17 protein-coding genes and 2 rRNA genes are annotated in these 17,045 nt (G+C 62.4%); 16 read left to right on the plus strand and 3 right to left on the minus strand.

From position 1 onward, the window contains the following. The 5 genes from ACIPZB_RS02995 to ACIPZB_RS03015 all read left to right on the plus strand — a co-directional run. Positions 1-74, plus strand: a 23S ribosomal RNA gene (locus tag ACIPZB_RS02995); the annotation flags it as partial. Positions 75-209: 135 nt separating this feature from the next. Next, positions 210-325 (plus strand): 5S ribosomal RNA (rrf, locus tag ACIPZB_RS03000). 154 nt (positions 326-479) lie between these two features. Beyond that, a complete protein-coding gene (locus tag ACIPZB_RS03005) occupies positions 480-1,130 on the plus strand; it encodes a paraquat-inducible protein A (protein ID WP_400638951.1) in 651 nt (216 codons plus the stop codon). Beyond that, entirely contained in the window at positions 1,117-1,740 is a 624-nt protein-coding gene (locus ACIPZB_RS03010; protein WP_400638952.1) for a paraquat-inducible protein A, read from the plus strand. Before ACIPZB_RS03005 ends, ACIPZB_RS03010 begins: the two co-directional genes overlap by 14 nt. After that, complete coding sequence (locus tag ACIPZB_RS03015) at positions 1,733-4,033, plus strand: MlaD family protein (protein ID WP_400638953.1); 2,301 nt, start codon at positions 1,733-1,735, stop codon at positions 4,031-4,033. Before ACIPZB_RS03010 ends, ACIPZB_RS03015 begins: the two co-directional genes overlap by 8 nt. A 186-nt stretch (positions 4,034-4,219) precedes the next feature. On the opposite strand, the gene rpsT is transcribed toward ACIPZB_RS03015, so the two are convergent. Next, positions 4,220-4,498: a 30S ribosomal protein S20 gene (gene rpsT, locus ACIPZB_RS03020; RefSeq protein ID WP_003247625.1), complete on the minus strand. Its 279-nt coding sequence runs from the start codon at positions 4,496-4,498 to the stop codon at positions 4,220-4,222. 249 nt (positions 4,499-4,747) lie between these two features. Between rpsT and murJ the strand changes: the two genes are divergently transcribed. The 6 genes from murJ to ispH all read left to right on the plus strand — a co-directional run bounded on the left by murJ (position 4,748) and on the right by ispH (position 12,083). Further along, a complete protein-coding gene (gene murJ / locus ACIPZB_RS03025; RefSeq protein ID WP_400638954.1) occupies positions 4,748-6,286 on the plus strand; it encodes a murein biosynthesis integral membrane protein MurJ in 1,539 nt (512 codons plus the stop codon). Positions 6,287-6,404: 118 nt separating this feature from the next. Continuing rightward, a complete protein-coding gene (gene ribF / locus ACIPZB_RS03030) occupies positions 6,405-7,355 on the plus strand; it encodes a bifunctional riboflavin kinase/FAD synthetase (protein ID WP_008090097.1) in 951 nt (316 codons plus the stop codon). After that, the gene (gene ileS / locus ACIPZB_RS03035; protein WP_400638955.1) at positions 7,352-10,183 is read left to right on the plus strand and encodes an isoleucine--tRNA ligase; all 2,832 of its coding nucleotides are present in this window, start codon (positions 7,352-7,354) and stop codon (positions 10,181-10,183) included. The genes ribF and ileS overlap by 4 nt, the downstream gene beginning before the upstream one ends. Then, the gene (gene lspA / locus ACIPZB_RS03040; protein WP_008090100.1) at positions 10,176-10,691 is read left to right on the plus strand and encodes a signal peptidase II; all 516 of its coding nucleotides are present in this window, start codon (positions 10,176-10,178) and stop codon (positions 10,689-10,691) included. The genes ileS and lspA overlap by 8 nt, the downstream gene beginning before the upstream one ends. After that, positions 10,684-11,121, plus strand: a complete 438-nt coding sequence (gene fkpB / locus ACIPZB_RS03045; RefSeq protein WP_008090102.1) for an FKBP-type peptidyl-prolyl cis-trans isomerase — start codon at positions 10,684-10,686, stop codon at positions 11,119-11,121. Before lspA ends, fkpB begins: the two co-directional genes overlap by 8 nt. A 14-nt stretch (positions 11,122-11,135) precedes the next feature. Then, positions 11,136-12,083, plus strand: a complete 948-nt coding sequence (ispH, locus tag ACIPZB_RS03050) for a 4-hydroxy-3-methylbut-2-enyl diphosphate reductase (RefSeq protein WP_400638956.1) — start codon at positions 11,136-11,138, stop codon at positions 12,081-12,083. Here the strand turns inward: ispH and ACIPZB_RS03055 are convergent, their stop codons facing one another. Beyond that, a complete protein-coding gene (locus ACIPZB_RS03055) occupies positions 12,084-12,560 on the minus strand; it encodes a GspH/FimT family pseudopilin (protein ID WP_400638957.1) in 477 nt (158 codons plus the stop codon). A 109-nt stretch (positions 12,561-12,669) separates the two neighbouring features. On the opposite strand from ACIPZB_RS03055, the gene ACIPZB_RS03060 reads away from it, so the two are divergent. The 5 genes from ACIPZB_RS03060 to thiO are packed head-to-tail and all read left to right on the plus strand — an operon-like array spanning position 12,670 to position 15,510. Further along, entirely contained in the window at positions 12,670-12,861 is a 192-nt protein-coding gene (locus ACIPZB_RS03060) for a prepilin-type N-terminal cleavage/methylation domain-containing protein (RefSeq protein ID WP_400638958.1), read from the plus strand. Further along, the gene (locus ACIPZB_RS03065) at positions 12,851-13,498 is read left to right on the plus strand and encodes a PilW family protein (RefSeq protein ID WP_400638959.1); all 648 of its coding nucleotides are present in this window, start codon (positions 12,851-12,853) and stop codon (positions 13,496-13,498) included. Before ACIPZB_RS03060 ends, ACIPZB_RS03065 begins: the two co-directional genes overlap by 11 nt. Continuing rightward, positions 13,495-13,968 (plus strand): hypothetical protein, encoded by a 474-nt coding sequence (locus ACIPZB_RS03070; protein WP_400638960.1) that lies wholly within the window; start codon positions 13,495-13,497, stop codon positions 13,966-13,968. Before ACIPZB_RS03065 ends, ACIPZB_RS03070 begins: the two co-directional genes overlap by 4 nt. Position 13,969: 1 nt before the next feature. Further along, entirely contained in the window at positions 13,970-14,359 is a 390-nt protein-coding gene (locus tag ACIPZB_RS03075) for a type IV pilin protein (RefSeq protein WP_400638961.1), read from the plus strand. Positions 14,360-14,412: 53 nt separating this feature from the next. Continuing rightward, positions 14,413-15,510 (plus strand): glycine oxidase ThiO, encoded by a 1,098-nt coding sequence (gene thiO, locus ACIPZB_RS03080; RefSeq protein WP_400638962.1) that lies wholly within the window; start codon positions 14,413-14,415, stop codon positions 15,508-15,510. A 124-nt stretch (positions 15,511-15,634) separates the two neighbouring features. On the opposite strand, the gene ACIPZB_RS03085 is transcribed toward thiO, so the two are convergent. Next, positions 15,635-17,044: an amidase gene (locus tag ACIPZB_RS03085; RefSeq protein ID WP_400638963.1), complete on the minus strand. Its 1,410-nt coding sequence runs from the start codon at positions 17,042-17,044 to the stop codon at positions 15,635-15,637. Between the last annotated feature and the right edge of the window lies 1 nt (position 17,045).

Below are 17,045 nucleotides of genomic sequence, written 5' to 3' on the forward strand. Positions count from 1 at the left end.
GTTGATAGGTTGGGTGTGTAAGCGCTGTGAGGCGTTGAGCTAACCAATACTAATTGCCCGTGAGGCTTGACCATATAACACCCAAGCAATTTGCTTCTGCAGATTGCGGTGGTGAAGACGAAAGAACCGAAAGTTCGAAACGTAACCCACAAATATCGCATATCCGAATTCGCTGGGCTGTCCATCTGGACATTCTGGCTACCGAATTTCTTGACGACCATAGAGCATTGGAACCACCTGATCCCATCCCGAACTCAGTAGTGAAACGATGCATCGCCGATGGTAGTGTGGGGTTTCCCCATGTGAGAGTAGGTCATCGTCAAGATTCATTTCGCAAAACCCCTATCTGCGCGAGCAGGTAGGGGTTTTGTCTTTTCTGCCCGAAAAACACGCTATCTGCCAAACCTGTGCCTTGGTCATCTCCCACAATTCGAGCTGGGCCACTAGAATAGTCCGACGTACCTATTCAGAATTCCGAGATGCCTGAAACCGAAGCCCTAGAGCAGTTGCCACTGGATGAGCTGGTCGCCTGTCACGAGTGCGACCTGTTGATGCGTAAACCTTCCCTGCAGCATGACGAAAAGGCCCAATGCCCTCGTTGTGGCTATGAGCTGTACGCCCACCGGCACAATGTGGTCAACCGTAGCCTGGCCCTGGTGCTGACGGCCCTGCTGCTTTTCGTACCCGCCAATTTCCTGCCAATCATGCAGTTGCACCTGCTAGGCCAGACTTCAGACGATACGGTCTGGAGCGGTGTGGTGGGCTTGTACAACTCCGAGATGCGCGGCGTCGCTGTCGTTGTATTCCTCTGCAGTATGGCCATCCCGTTGCTCAAGCTGTTGTGCCAACTGGCAGTGTTGCTGAGCATTCGCCTGAACATAGGGCGCAGCTATGGCCTGCTGTGTTACCGCATTTATCACCACCTACGTGACTGGGGCATGCTCGAGGTCTACTTCATGGGCGTGCTGGTCGCGATCGTCAAACTGGTGGATCTGGCTGAGCTGAGCGTCGGCTTGGGCCTGTTCTGCTTCATCAGCCTGCTGTTGGTTCAGGTCTGGCTCGAGGTAGTGATGTCTCCACACCAGATCTGGAGCGCGTTGTCGGGGGAGGATCTCCATGCGGGCGATTGATGCAGGCATCCTGGTCTGCAATGAATGTCATGAATTGAACCGTCAGGAAGGCGAGGGCAGTTCGCAGACCTGTACGCGTTGCGGGGCCATCGTGCACGCGCGCCGGCCCAACAGCATCGTGCGGACCTGGGCGCTGCTCATAGCCGCGTCGATCCTGTACATCCCGGCCAACGTGTTGCCGATCATGACCATCAGTGCCTTGGGGCAAGGTAGCCCGGACACCATCATGTCCGGCGTCATTGCCCTGCTCAAGCACGGCATGGTGCCGATTGCCGCGGTGGTTTTCATCGCCAGCATTCTGGTGCCGACGTTCAAGCTGATCGGTATCGGCCTGCTGCTGTATTCCGTCCAGCGTCGCCAACCGCTGTCGGCGCGGCAACGGATCCTGATGTACCGCTTCATCGAGTTCATAGGGCGCTGGTCAATGCTGGACATCTTCGTCATTGCCATTTTGGTGGCGGTGGTGAATTTCGGCCGCATCGCCAGTGTCGAAGCCAACCTGGGCGCTGTCGCCTTCGCAACTGTGGTGATTCTCACGATGCTCGCTGCTTTAACTTTCGATCCCCGACTGATTTGGGATAACACGGAGTCGGATGACGACCATGAGTGACTTGCCTACGGCCAAAACCCGCCCCGCCTCCAATTGGTCGGCAATCTGGATTCTGCCGCTGATCGCGCTGATGATCGGCGGCTGGCTGGCCTGGCAGGCTTACCGCGATGCCGGCGTGGAAATCGAGGTTCGTTTCGAGAGCGGCGAGGGTATCGTCGCCAACAAGACCGAAGTCATCTACAAGGGTATGCCGGTCGGCAAGGTGAAGAGCCTGGTGCTCGATGCCAAGGGCGAAAAGCAGGGCGTCATCGCCACCATCGAGATGAACAAGGCTGCTGAGCCGCACCTGACCAAAGGCACGCGTTTCTGGCTGGTCAAACCCAGCGTCAGCCTGGCGGGTATAACCGGTCTTGAGACATTGGTGTCCGGCAACTACATTGCCGTCAGCCCGGGGGAGGGTGAGCGGACCAAGCGCTTTACTGCGTTGAAGGTGGCGCCGCCGCTTTCGGACAGCGAGCCGGGCCTGCACCTTACGCTCAAAGCCGATCGGCTGGGATCGCTCAATCGCGATAGCCCGATCTTCTACAAGCAGATCCAGGTCGGCCGGGTAAAGAGCTACCGCCTCTCCGATGACCAGAGCACGGTCGAGGTCAAAGTCTTCATCGAGCCGGCCTATGCCAGCCTGGTGCGCAAACACACGCGCTTCTGGAATGCCAGCGGCATCAGCATCGACGCCGACCTGTCCGGTGTGAAGGTGCGCAGCGAGTCGCTGTCCAGCATCGTCGCTGGCGGTATTGCCTTTGCTACCCCGGAATACCGCAAGGACAGTCCGCCCACCGACCCCAGCTTGCCGTTCCGTCTCTACGAAGACTTCGATGCGGCCCAGGCGGGGATTCGGGTAAAGGTCAAGTTGAACGATTATGAGGGCCTGCAAGCCGGTCGCACGCCGGTGATGTACAAGGGCATTCAGGTCGGTTCGCTGAAAGCGCTGAAGATGGAAAACAACCTGTCCGTCGCCATGGCCGAGCTGACGCTTGACCCGCTGACCGAAGACTACCTGGTTGATGGCACGCAGTTCTGGGTGGTCAAACCGTCCATCTCGTTGGCGGGAATCACCGGCCTGGAAGCCTTGGTCAAAGGCAACTACATCGCCATCCGCCCCGGTGAGAAGGGCGCAACGCCTCAGCGCGAGTTCGAGGCCAGGCCCAAGGCGCCACCGCTCGACCTCAGGGCGCCAGGCCTGCACCTGGTGCTGTTCGCCGATACCCTGGGTTCGTTGGAGGTCGGCAGTCCGGTCATGTATCGCCAGGTCAAGGTCGGCAGCGTGCAGAGCTATCAGTTCGCCCACAACAGCAATCGCATCCTGATTGGCGTGCATATCGAGAAAGAGTACGAAAAGCTGGTCAACGGCTCCTCGCGCTTCTGGAACGTCAGCGGCATTACCCTCACCGGCGGCCTGTCTGGTATCAAGATCAAGAGTGAGTCACTGCAGACCCTCATGGCGGGCGGTATCGCGTTCGACACACCGACCCCGAACGTAGCGCTCAAGCGCCACATTCCGCGTTTCCGCCTGTTGGAAAGCCAGGAAGCGGTGAACCGCAGCGGCACCTTGGTCACGATCCGTGTCGATCGCGCTGACGGCCTCAAGGCAGGCACGCCAATCCGTTTCCGTGGCCTGGATGTGGGCAGTGTCGAGCGTGTCGACCTGACCAAAGACCTGCAAGCAGTGCTGCTGCGTGCGCGCATCACCGAAGCGGCCGACCGCATCGCGCGGGTGGGTACTCAGTTCTGGGTAGTCAAGCCGGCACTTGGCCTGGTGCGTACCGAGAACCTCGACACCCTGATTGGTGGGCAGTACCTGGAAGTGCAGCCGTCAGCCAAGGATAGAGGCCCGCAGCGCGATTTCATCGCCTTGGCCGAAGCGCCCGAGGTGGTGGGGCAGGAGATCGGTTTGCCGCTGACCCTGAGTGCGCCTCGACGTGGCTCGATCAAGCCAGGGGTGCCAGTGACCTATCGTGAAGTCGCCGTAGGCAAGGTCACCGGCTATGAACTGGGCCAGAGTGCTGACCGGGTGCTGATCCATATCCTGATCGAGCCGCGTTATGCCGCCTTGGTGCGCAGTGGCAGCCGATTCTGGAACAGCAGCGGGTTCGGTTTCGACTGGGGGCTGATCAAAGGGGCTACGGTGCGTACCGAGTCGCTGGAAACGCTCATGGAAGGCGGCATTGCGTTCGCCACGCCCGATGGCGAGCAGATGGGCAACCCGGCCCGACCGCAGCAGACCTTTGCCCTGTTCGACCAGGCGCAGGATGAGTGGCTGCAGTGGGCGCCTAAGATCCAGATCGCCAAGTAGTGCAGGGGGGGGGCGCTATGCGCCCCAATCGCCGGCAAGCCGGCTCCCACAGGAATGTCACAGTTACAAGAACTGTGGAGTACCTGTGGGAGCCGGCTTGCCGGCGATGAGGCCGGTACAGGCAAGATCATCAAATCGCAGGCAATAAAAAACCGACCCTAGGGTCGGTTTTTCGACAAGCGTCGCTTAGGCAGCTGCTGCTTCTTTCAGCGCCTTGATGTGGCCATTCAGACGGCCTTTGTGGCGAGCTGCTTTGTTCTTGTGGATGATACCCTTGTCGGCCATACGGTCGATTACAGGTACAGCCAGAACGTAAGCGGCTTGCGCTTTTTCGGCGTCTTTTGCGTCGATGGCTTTAACTACATTCTTGATGTAGGTGCGGACCATGGAACGCAGGCTGGCGTTGTGGCTGCGACGCTTCTCAGCCTGTTTTGCACGTTTCTTGGCGGAAGGTGTGTTGGCCACCGTCGAGCTCCTCGAAAGACTTTAGGTAAATAGCAAACAAAATAGGCCGCGAATCATGCCGATCAGTCGAGCGGATGTCAAGGCCACCTGCAGGGTTCCGCCGAGCGGTGCGCCAACAGGAGGGAAAGATTCCTTTCTGCTGCGCGACCTGTAAACTCGGGAATTTTGGCTTCCCTGCGAAGGCGCGGGAGTATCGCACATTCGGACGCTGTCTGGCAGCGTCCTCTGTCTCTGGCGTGAATCTTTTCGATGAATCTGCTCAAATCACTGGCTGCAGTCAGCTCCATCACCATGATTTCCAGGGTGTTGGGCTTCGTGCGCGATACCATTCTGGCCCGTGTATTCGGTGCCGGAATCGCCACCGACGCGTTTTTCATCGCTTTCAAACTGCCCAACCTGTTGCGTCGCATTTTTGCCGAAGGGGCCTTTTCCCAAGCATTCGTGCCGATTCTTGCCGAATACAAGACTCAACAGGGCGAGGAGGCGACGCGTACTTTCATCGCTTATGTCAGCGGCCTGCTGACGCTGGTCCTGGCCCTGGTCACGGCCATCGGCATTCTCGCAGCCCCCTGGGTGGTCTGGGTGACCGCACCCGGGTTTGTCGACAACGCCGAGAAATATGAGCTGACCACCGACCTGCTGCGGGTGACCTTCCCTTATATATTGCTGATTTCCCTGTCGTCCCTGGTAGGCGCCATTCTCAATACCTGGAACCGCTTCTCGGTGCCGGCCTTCACGCCGACGCTGCTGAACGTGGCGATGATCGCGTTTGCCGTGCTGCTCACGCCCTATTTCAACCCGCCGATCATGGCTCTGGCCTGGGGCGTGCTGGCAGGGGGGCTGGCCCAGTTGCTGTACCAGCTGCCGGCGCTGAAGAAAATCGGCATGCTCGTGCTGCCACGCCTGAACCTGCGCGACACGGGCGTGTGGCGGGTGCTCAAGCAGATGCTGCCGGCGATCCTCGGCGTCTCGGTGAGCCAGATCTCGCTGATCATCAATACCATCTTCGCCTCCTTCCTGGTGGCCGGCTCGGTGTCCTGGATGTACTACGCCGACCGCCTGATGGAGCTGCCCTCGGGCGTGCTCGGTGTGGCGCTGGGCACCATTCTCCTGCCGACCCTGGCCAAGACCTACGCCAACAAGGACCGTGAAGAGTATTCGCGGATCATGGACTGGGGCCTGCGCCTGTGCTTCCTGCTGGTATTGCCCTGCACCCTGGCCCTGGCGATTCTGGCCGAGCCGCTGACTGTGGCGTTGTTCCAGTACGGCAAGTTCAGCGCCTTCGATGCGGCCATGACCCAGCGCGCACTGATCGCCTATTCGGTCGGCCTGCTGGCAATCATTCTGGTCAAGGTACTGGCACCGGGCTTCTATGCGCAGCAGAATATCCGCACGCCGGTGAAGATCGCGATCTTCACCCTGGTCTGCACCCAGCTGTTCAACCTGGCGCTGGTCGGCCCGCTCAAGCACGCCGGCCTGGCCCTGGCGATCAGCCTCGGTGCCTGCCTGAACGCCAGCCTGCTGTTCTGGAAGCTGCGCAGCCAGCAGTTGTTCCAACCCCAACCGGGCTGGACGATGTTCCTGCTCAAGCTGGTGCTGGCGGTGACGCTGATGTCCGCGGTCCTGCTATTGGGCATGCACTATCTGCCGGCCTGGGAACAAGGCAACATGCTTGATCGCTTCGTGCGTCTGGGAGCGTTGATCCTGGCAGGCGTCGTGACTTATTTCGGTTGCCTCTACCTGTGCGGCTTCAGGCCCCGGCATTTCGCCCGCAAGGCCCTGCACTGAGGCGCGAGGCGGGTCAGGCGTCGGTTTTTCGTATTCCACGCCGCCCCCGGGCGCTGCTGCCTGTCACCAGCGCCCGGGTGTGGTTATAATCGGCCACTTTATGAGCAAGAAGCGCGTTATGCAGCTGGTTCGAGGTCTTCACAACCTGCGCCCCGAGCACCGGGGCTGTGTCGCCACCATTGGCAACTTCGACGGGGTTCACCGTGGCCACCAGGCTATCCTGGCGCGTCTGCGCGAGCGCGGCCAGGCTTTGGGCCTGCCGACCTGCGTGGTGATCTTCGAACCGCAGCCGCGCGAGTATTTTGCTCCCGACACCGCACCGGCCCGCCTGGCGCGCCTGCGCGACAAGGTCGAGCTGCTGGCCGCGGAAGGGATCGACCGGGTGTTGTGCCTGGCTTTCAACCAGCGCTTGAGCAAGCTCAGCGCCGATGAATTCGTCAAGGCGATCCTGGTCGACGGCCTGGGTGTGCGTCACCTCGAAGTAGGCGACGACTTCCGCTTCGGCTGCGACCGTGCCGGCGATTTCGCCTTCCTGGTCGACGCCGGCAAGCAATACGGGTTCACCGTCGAGGCCGCCAACACGGTGATCCAGGATGGCCTGCGGGTCAGCAGCACCGAGGTGCGCAAGGCGCTGTCCGAAGGCAACTTCGAGCTGGCCGAGCACTTGCTGGGCCGCCCCTATCGAATCACCGGGCGCGTGTTGCACGGCCAGAAGCTGGCCCGCCAGCTGGGTACGCCCACCGCCAACATCCAGCTCAAGCGCCGCCGCGTGCCGCTGTCCGGGGTATACCTGGCCAGCATCGAAATCGACGGCAAGGCCTGGCCGGGTGTCGGCAACATCGGGGTACGCCCCACCGTGGCCGGTGACGGCCGCCCGCACCTCGAGATTCATCTACTGGATTATGCCGGCGATCTGTATGGCCGGCGCCTGACGGTGGAATTCCACCACAAGCTGCGTGAAGAGCAGCGATTCGCCTCCCTGGAGGCGCTGAAGTCGGCGATCGATGCGGATATCGCCGCCGCACGTGCACATTGGCACGCTCAACCGCTAACGAAGAGCCTGAAATGACCGACTACAAAGCCACGCTTAACCTTCCGGACACCGCCTTCCCCATGAAGGCCGGCCTGCCTCAGCGCGAACCGCAGATCCTGCAGCGCTGGGACAGCATTGGCCTGTACCGGAAGCTGCGCGAAATTGGCAAGGATCGTCCCAAGTTCGTCCTGCACGACGGCCCGCCCTATGCCAACGGCAAGATTCACATCGGTCATGCGCTGAACAAGATTCTCAAGGACATGATCGTCCGCTCCAAGACCCTGTCGGGCTTCGACGCACCCTACGTGCCGGGCTGGGACTGCCATGGCCTGCCGATCGAGCACAAGGTCGAAGTCACCCACGGCAAGCACCTGACCGCCGACCGTACCCGCGAGCTGTGCCGCGAGTACGCTGCCGAGCAGATCGAAGGGCAGAAGACCGAGTTCATCCGTCTGGGCGTGCTGGGTGACTGGGATAACCCTTACAAGACCATGAACTTCGCCAACGAGGCCGGCGAAATCCGCGCCCTGGCAGAAATGGTCAAGCAAGGTTTCGTGTTCAAGGGCCTCAAGCCTGTGAACTGGTGCTTCGACTGCGCATCGGCACTGGCCGAGGCCGAAGTCGAGTACGCCGACAAGAAGTCCCAGACCATCGACGTGGCCTTCCCGGTCGCCGACGCCGACAAGCTGGCCGCTGCGTTCGGCCTGCCAGCCCTGGCCAAGCCTGCCGCCATCGTCATCTGGACCACCACCCCGTGGACCATCCCTGCCAACCAGGCACTGAACATCCACCCGGAGTTCAAGTACGCCCTGGTCGACACCGGTGAGCGCCTGCTGGTGCTGGCCGAAGAGCTGGTCGAGTCCTGCCTCAAGCGCTACAACCTGGAAGGCTCGGTCATCGCCACCGCCCAAGGTTCTGCCCTGGAGCTGGTCAACTTCCGCCACCCGTTCTACGACCGCCTGTCGCCGATCTACCTGGCCGACTACGTCGAACTGGGCGCCGGTACCGGCGTGGTCCACTCCGCGCCTGCCTACGGTGAAGACGACTTCGTCACCTGCAAGCGTTATGGCATGGTCAACGACGACATCCTCACCCCGGTGCAGAGCAACGGCGTGTACGTCGAGTCGCTGCCATTCTTCGGCGGCCAGTTCATCTGGAAGGCCAACCCGGCCATCGTCGAGAAGCTGAGCGAAGTCGGTGCGCTGATGCACACCGAAACCATCAGCCACAGCTACATGCACTGCTGGCGCCACAAGACCCCGCTGATCTACCGCGCCACCGCGCAGTGGTTCGTCGGCATGGACAAGCAGCCGAGCACTGGCGAGCCGCTGCGCGAACGCGCACTGAAAGCCATCGAAGACACCAAGTTCGTCCCGGCCTGGGGCCAGGCACGCCTGCACTCGATGATCGCCAACCGCCCGGACTGGTGCATCTCGCGTCAGCGCAACTGGGGCGTGCCAATCCCGTTCTTCCTGCACAAGCAGACCGGCGAGCTGCACCCGCGCACCGTCGAGCTGATGGAGCAAGTCGCCAAGCGCGTCGAGCAGGAAGGCATCGAAGCCTGGTTCAAGCTGGACGCCGCCGAACTGCTCGGTGACGAAGCCGGCCAGTACGACAAGATCGCCGACACCCTGGACGTCTGGTTCGACTCCGGTACCACGCACTGGCACGTCCTGCGCGGTTCGCACGACATCGGCCATGCCACCGGTCCGCGCGCCGATCTGTACCTGGAAGGTTCCGACCAGCACCGTGGCTGGTTCCACTCGTCCCTGCTGACCGGTTGCGCGATCGACAACCACGCGCCGTACCGCGAGCTGCTGACCCACGGCTTCACCGTGGACGAGAGCGGCCGCAAGATGTCCAAGTCGCTGGGCAACACCATCGAGCCAGAGAAGGTCAACAACACCCTGGGTGCCGACATCCTGCGCCTGTGGGTCTCGGCCACCGACTACTCCGGTGAAATGGCCGTTTCCGAGCAGATCCTGCAGCGCAGCGCCGACGCTTACCGTCGAATCCGCAACACCGCGCGCTTCCTGCTCTCCAACCTGTCCGGCTTCGACCCTTCCCGCGACTTGCTGGCGCCGGAAGAAATGATTGCCCTGGACCGTTGGGCCGTGGATCGCACCCTGCTGCTGCAGCGCGAGCTGGAAGAGCACTACGGCGAATACCGTTTCTGGAACGTCTACTCGAAGATCCACAACTTCTGCGTGCAGGAGCTGGGCGGCTTCTACCTCGACATCATCAAGGACCGCCAGTACACCACCGGCGCCAACAGTGTCGCCCGCCGTTCCTGCCAGACCGCGCTGTACCACATCAGCGAGGCGCTGGTGCGCTGGATCGCGCCGATCCTGGCCTTCACCGCCGACGAAATCTGGCAGTACCTGCCGGGCGAGCGCAACGAGTCGGTCATGCTCAACGGCTGGTACGAAGGCCTGAGCGAGCTGCCGGAAGGCACCGAGCTGGACCGCGCCTACTGGGACCGCGTGATGGCGGTCAAGGCTGCGGTGAACAAGGAGCTGGAAAACCAGCGCACCGCCAAGGTCATCGGCGGCAACCTGCAGGCTGAAGTCACCCTGTTCGCCGACGAAGGCCTGAGCGCCGACCTGGGCAAGCTGGGCGACGAGCTGCGCTTCGTGCTGATCACCTCCGCCGCCAGCGTGGTGCCGTTCACCCAGGCGCCGGCCGAAGCGGTGGCCACCGAAGTCGAGGGCCTCAAGCTGAAAGTGGTCAAGTCCGGTCACGCCAAGTGCGGCCGTTGCTGGCACTTCCGCGCCGACGTCGGCAGCCACCCGGAGCACCCGGAAATCTGCGACCGTTGCGTCGACAACCTGAGCGGTTCGGGCGAGGTGCGCCACTATGCCTAACCCTGCAGCGGGGCGCTTCGGGCGCCTTGCCTGGCTCTGGCTAAGCCTGGTGGTACTGGTCCTGGACCAGGCCACCAAGCTGTATTTCAACAATGCACTGAGCATGTACCAGCAGATCGTGGTCATCCCTGACTACTTCAGCTGGACCTTGGCCTACAACACCGGCGCCGCGTTCAGCTTCCTGGCCGACAGCTCCGGCTGGCAGCGCTGGCTGTTCGCCCTGATCGCCGTGGTGGTCAGCGGTGTGCTGGTGGTCTGGCTCAAGCGCCTTGGGCGCAACGAGACCTGGCTGGCGGTTGCACTGGCGCTGGTGCTTGGCGGCGCGCTGGGTAACCTCTACGACCGCATCGTGCTAGGCCATGTGGTCGATTTCATCCTGGTGCATTGGAAGAATATTCATCATTTCCCGGCCTTCAACCTGGCCGATAGCGCCATCACCGTTGGTGCGGTGATGCTGGCGCTGGATATGTTCAAGAGCAAGAAGTCCGAGGATCCGGTCCATGACTGACACCCGTATCGGCCAGAACACCGAAGTCACCCTGCACTTCGCGCTGCACCTGGAAAACGGCGACACCGTCGACAGCACGTTCGACAAGGCCCCGGCCACCTTCAAGGTTGGCGACGGCAACCTGCTGCCAGGGTTCGAGAGCGCGCTGTTCGGCTTCAAGGCCGGTGACAAGCGCACCGTGGTAGTAGCCCCGGAGAATGCCTTCGGCCAGCCCAACCCGCAGAACGTGCAGGTCATGCCGCGGTCCAATTTCGAAGGCATGGAGTTGTCCGAGGGGTTGCTGATCATCTTCAACGATGCCGCCAACACCGAGCTGCCGGGTGTGGTCAAAGCGTTCGATGACGACCAGGTAACCATCGACTTCAATCACCCACTGGCTGGCAAGACCCTGACCTTCGAGGTGGAGATCCTCGGGGTGAAGGCCCTGTAAGCCTGGAGCCCAGCATGCAAATCAAACTCGCCAACCCACGCGGCTTCTGCGCGGGGGTCGACCGGGCGATCGAGATCGTCAACCGTGCGCTGGAAGTCTTCGGCCCGCCGATCTATGTGCGCCATGAAGTGGTGCACAACAAGTTCGTGGTGGAAGACCTGCGCAACCGCGGCGCCATCTTCGTCGAGGAGCTGGACCAGGTGCCGGACGATGTCATCGTCATCTTCAGTGCCCATGGCGTTTCCCAGGCCGTGCGCCAGGAAGCCGCCGGCCGTGGCCTGAAGGTGTTCGACGCGACCTGCCCGCTGGTCACCAAGGTGCATATCGAGGTGGCCAAGTACAGCCGTGATGGTCGCGAAACCATCCTGATCGGCCATGAAGGGCACCCGGAAGTCGAAGGCACCATGGGCCAGTATGACGCCCGCAACGGCGGCGCCATCTACCTCGTCGAAGACGAAGAAGATGTCGCCAAGTTGCAGGTGAAAAACCCCGACCACCTGGCCTTCGTCACCCAGACCACGCTGTCGATGGACGACACCAGCCGGGTTATCGACGCCCTGCGTGCGCGCTTCCCGAACATCGGTGGCCCGCGCAAGGACGACATCTGCTACGCCACACAGAACCGTCAGGACGCAGTCAAGCAATTGGCTGACGAGTGTGACGTGGTGCTGGTGGTGGGCAGCCCCAACAGCTCCAACTCCAACCGCTTGCGTGAACTGGCAGAGCGCATGGGTACCCCGGCCTATCTGATCGACGGTGCCGAGGATATGCAGCGCGACTGGTTCGACCAGGCGGCGCGGATCGGCATCACAGCCGGTGCTTCGGCTCCCGAAGTACTGGTACGTGGCGTGATCGACCAGCTCAAAGCCTGGGGTGCCACTGGCGCCGAAGAGCTGGATGGGCGCCCGGAGAACATCACGTTCTCCATGCCCAAAGAGCTGCGGGTTCGCTCGCTGATCTGATCAGCGGCTTGCGCACAGGGGATTCTCCCGGTCCTCCGTGCGCAGGCTTATCCTGCCGGCGCTTGCCAGTACCACGTGATACTGGCTGCCACAGATTTCCAGCGTTGCGCCTGTGAAGTTATTGGTTGGCCCCAGGGGTACCCCCAGCGCACTGAACCTCACCCGCCCACCGGTATTGCTCGCGATGATCAAGGGTCGTGCAAGGCGGTGTTCGCGTAACAACTGGTGGTTGCTTTCAAGCATTACCCGCCAGCCTTTCCCCCAGTCGTTTTCCAACGGCTGCACCATCACCGGCTGCCCCTGCAGCATGGCGTGGCTGCGCGCGCTTCGCAGTGCATTAGCCAGATCCCGGGCTGCTGCCGCTCTGTGCAGGTCATCGCTCAACCTGGCGTAGGCCGGCATCCCGAGCTGTATCAGCAAAGCGGCCGTGGCCATGGCAAACATCATTTGTATCAGTGTTACCCCTCGTTGCTTCACCGTGCATTCCTCCCTGGAAGTGCTTCGCTGTAGCTTCACGGTCGGTGGACATGAGGTCCAGTCGAGCAAGTTCAGGGCAATTGCGGGAAAAGACGCAGGAGGTGCAGGGATGCACACAAAGCAGCGGGGCATGACGCTTTTGGAGGTGCTGTTGGCAGTGCAGGTGGTGGCCGTGGGCATTTTTGCCGCAGCTGCCTTGCAGCTCAAGGCGCTGCAGGCCGTCGACAGTGCTCGTCGCGATGGGCAGGCGGCGATGGCGGCGCACAGTGAGTATGAGAGGGGCGCCGGCAATGAGGCGTAGTCAGCGTGGTTTCAGTTTGCTCGAAGCCACGCTGGCGCTGGCCATCGGGCTGATGGTGCTGGCGGCGACCACTCAACTGTTTGCCACCGCCCACCAGAGCTGGCGCCTGCAAAGTGCTGCATTGCGCTTGCAGGATGACGCACGGTTGGCGCTGTTGCGCATGGCACAGGATATCCGCCAGGCCGGAATGTTCGGTTGCCTGCAACTGCAGCCAGGTGACTTCAAGGCTCCGACAGCCTGGCGGGCCTTTGCCCGTCCGCTGGAGATTGGTCCTTCCAGCCTGAGTCTGGTCGTCGCCGAGTTGCCTGGACATACCGGAGCGGCGGACTGGACTCTGCTGACGGACTGTAGCCGGGAGGCACGGGTGGAAAACGGGCGCTACCCGGGCACAGCCGAACTCATGGCAATCCCCATCAGCCGCACTCGCTACGCGTTGTCAGGCACCACGCTCATGTTCACAAGGCGCAATCAGAGCCAGTCTCTAGTCGATCATGTTCGTGAGCTGCATGTGGCACTTGTACAAAGTCCGCAAGGGCAGAGGGTCGACCTGCAACTGAAGATGTATGAGCCCACGCTTCAGATCGAGCAACACCATGAGCTGAGCGTAGCGCTGCGCAACCCGGTGCTCGGGCCATGAACCGCCAGCGGGGTGTGGTCTTGCTGCTGGCGCTGGTGCTGTGCCTGATATTGAGCCTGTTGTCTGCCTCAGCCCTGCGCGATGCGCTGGTTGAAACACGAATGACAGGCGTCATGCGCGATGGCTTGTTGGCATTCGAGCAGGCAGAGGCCGCACTGCTGGCTGGTGAGGAGGCATTTCAACGGGTGCCGCCTGAGCTTTGCGAAGGTTGCCTGCCGCCGCCGAGGCCTCACGAACTGCAAGGGCCATGGCAACGCACCAACAGCGGCTACTACCAACTACAGAACCTGGGCGTCACCCGCAAAGCCGCGCATATGCCGGAAGGCGAGCAGGTCACCTTGTACCGAGTGACCGCGGTCAGCCAGCAACTGGCAGCCAGGCAGGTGTTGGAAGCCGTCTATGCCGTGCCAACCGCTCAAACCCAGGCGCCCCGGCGCATCCTCTGGCGCCAGAGACTGAGGGAGGACTGATATGCAGCAAGGCCTTAGCCTGATCGAGTTGTTGATTGTCATGGCCGTCACCGGCATTCTGGCAGCCATTGCCTACCCCAGTTACAGCGACCAGCTCCGGCGAGCCGCACGCAGCGAAGTGGTCGGCCTGCTGCATGACGCCGCCCTGCGCCTTGAGCAGCATCGCGTGCGCACCGGCCAGTACGCCGAAGGCGACCCTGCGTTGCCCGTCGCCAATCGTCATTACCGCCTGCAGGCCATGCGTGGCAGCGACACCTTCACGCTGCTTGCCCGGCGCTTGCCGCATGGCCTGATGGCCGACGACCGCTGTGGCGATTACCAGCTGGACCAGGCGCTCGTGCGCAGCAATCCGGGCGGCGTCGAGGCCGGCGAGCGCTGTTGGGGAAGCTGAGGGGTGAATGATGCCCATGCATCGCGGTTTTACTTCAGGTGTTGGATCGACAGATGAGCAAGCAAGTAGTGGTGGTCGGCGGCGGGGTGATCGGCCTGCTGACAGCATTCAACCTGGCGGCGAAGGTCGGACAGGTGGTGGTGTGTGATCAAGGCGAAGTCGGCCGCGAGTCGTCCTGGGCCGGTGGCGGTATCGTCTCGCCGCTGTACCCTTGGCGTTACAGCCCGGCGGTGACTGCCCTGGCACACTGGTCGCAGGACTTTTATCCACAGCTGGGCGAGCGCCTGTTCGCCAGCACGGGCCTCGATCCGGAAGTTCACACCACGGGCCTGTACTGGCTCGACCTGGATGACGAGGCCGAGGCCCTGGCCTGGGCCGAGCGCGAGGGGCGGCCATTGAGTGCTGTGGATATCTCGGCCGCTTATGATGCTGTGCCGGTACTTGGCCTGGGTTTCAAGCATGCGATCTTCATGGCGGGCGTGGCGAACGTGCGCAACCCTCGGCTGGTCAAGTCGCTCAAGGCGGCGCTGCAGGCAATGCCCAACGTGACGTTGCGCGAACACTGCCAGATCACCGGCTTTGTTCAGGAAGGTGGGCGCATCACCGGCGTGCAGACCGAAGAGGGTGTGTTGCAGGCCGATGATGTCGTGCTCAGCGCCGGCGCCTGGAGCGGCGACCTGCTGCGCACACTTGGCCTTGAGCTGCCGGTGGAACCGGTGAAAGGCCAGATGATCCTGTTCAAGTGCGCCGAGGATTTTCTGCCGAGCATGGTCCTGGCCAAGGGGCGCTATGCGATCCCGCGTCGGGATGGGCATATTCTGGTGGGCAGCACCTTGGAGCATGCCGGGTACGACAAGACCCCGACCGAGGATGCGTTGGCCAGCCTGAAGGCCTCGGCAATCGAATTGCTGCCCGAGCTTGAGGGCGCCGAAGTGGTGGGGCACTGGGCTGGATTGCGGCCAGGTTCACCCGAAGGTGTTCCGTATATCGGGCGGGTGCCTGGGCATGACGGGCTGTGGCTGAACTGCGGGCATTACCGCAATGGGTTGGTGCTGGCGCCGGCTTCGTGCCAGTTGTTTGCTGACCTGTTGACGGGCGTAGAGCCGATTATCGATCCGGCGCCGTATGCGCCGGAAGGGCGTCTGGGCTGAGATCCTCGGGCCCGCTTGGCGGGCCAATCGCTGGTAAGCCAGCTCCCACAGGTACTGCACAGAACTCGAAACCCGCGCTGTACCTGTGGCAGCCGGCTTGCCGGCGATGAAGCCAACAAAGCCTTCAGCCAGTAATCGGTGCCTGCAAATGCCGGCTCGGATAATGCTGCTCGTACACCTTGCACACCCGCAGCACCTGCTCATCGGCAAAACGCCCCGCCACCACCTGCAACCCCACCGGCAACCCCTCGCGGGTGAACCCGCACGGCACCGAAGCCGCCGGCTGCTGAGTCAGGTTGAACGGGTAGCTGAACGGCGTCCACTCCATCCACTGCGCCATCCCCGACCCCGGCGGCACGTTATGCCCTGCCTCGAACGCCACCAGCGGCAGCATCGGCGAGACCAGCACGTCGTAACGTTGGTGGAAGGCATTCATTTTCGCGATCAGGTCAGCCCGCGCCTCCAGTGCCAGGGTGTATTCGCCCAGGCTGATACGCGCCCCCTGCTCGGCAATCCAGCGCAGCCCAGGGTCGAGCTGCGCCCGTTGTTGTTCGGTAAAACCACTGGCCAGCCGCGCCGCACCAGCGAACCACAAGGTATTGAAGACCTCCAGCGGGTCGTTGAAGCCTGGATCGACTTCTTCCACCTGCGCGCCGAGCCGCGCCAGGCGCTGTACCGCCTGCGCCACCAGCGCCTGGATCTGCGGGTTGACCTGGACGTAGCCGAAGTCGGCACTGTAGGCGATGCGCAGGCCGCTCAGGTCCTGCTCCTGGCCCAGCCAAGGTGTCTGCCTGGGCGCCCCGGCGAGGCCGTCGCGGGCATCTGGGCGAGCCACGCAGTCGAGCATCAATACTGAGTCCTCGACGGTGCGGGTCATCGGCCCCAGGTGCGAAAGCACGGTCATGGCGCTGGTCGGCCATTGCGGCACATAGCCAAAGGTGGGCTTGATGCCGAAAGTACCGGTAAAGGCACAGGGGATGCGAATCGAACCGCCGGCATCACTGCCCTGGTGCAGCACGCCGAGGTTCAGCGCGGCAGCAGCGGCAGCGCCACCGGACGACCCGCCGGCCGTCAGCCGCGTGTCCCAGGGGTTGCGGGTGATGCCGTACAGCGGGTTGTCGGTCACGCCTTTCCAGCCGAACTCGGGCGTGGTGGTCTTGCCCACCAGCACCGCACCCGCTTCACGCATGAATGCACTGAATGGCGCATCCACGTCCCACGGGCCGGCAGCCGAAGTGGTGCGTGACCCCTTGCGCGTGGGCATGCCGCGGGTCAGGGTCAGGTCCTTGATCGAGGCCGGCACGCCATCCAGCCGGCCACAGGGCTCACCGCGCTGCCAACGTTGCTCGCTGGCGCGGGCGGCGGCGCGGGCACCTTCGGGATCCACATGGCAATAAGCGTTTACCGCCGGGTTGTGCTGGTCGATACGCGCCAGTACATCGTCGACAACCTCGACCGGCGACAGTTGCCGGCGCTGAAAGAGGTCGAGCAGTTCGACGGCGGTGAATTCTCCAATGGCAGTCTTGCTGGGCATC

This window comes from Pseudomonas sp. NPDC089396 (assembly GCF_044749545.1).
GTDB lineage: Bacteria > Pseudomonadota > Gammaproteobacteria > Pseudomonadales > Pseudomonadaceae > Aquipseudomonas.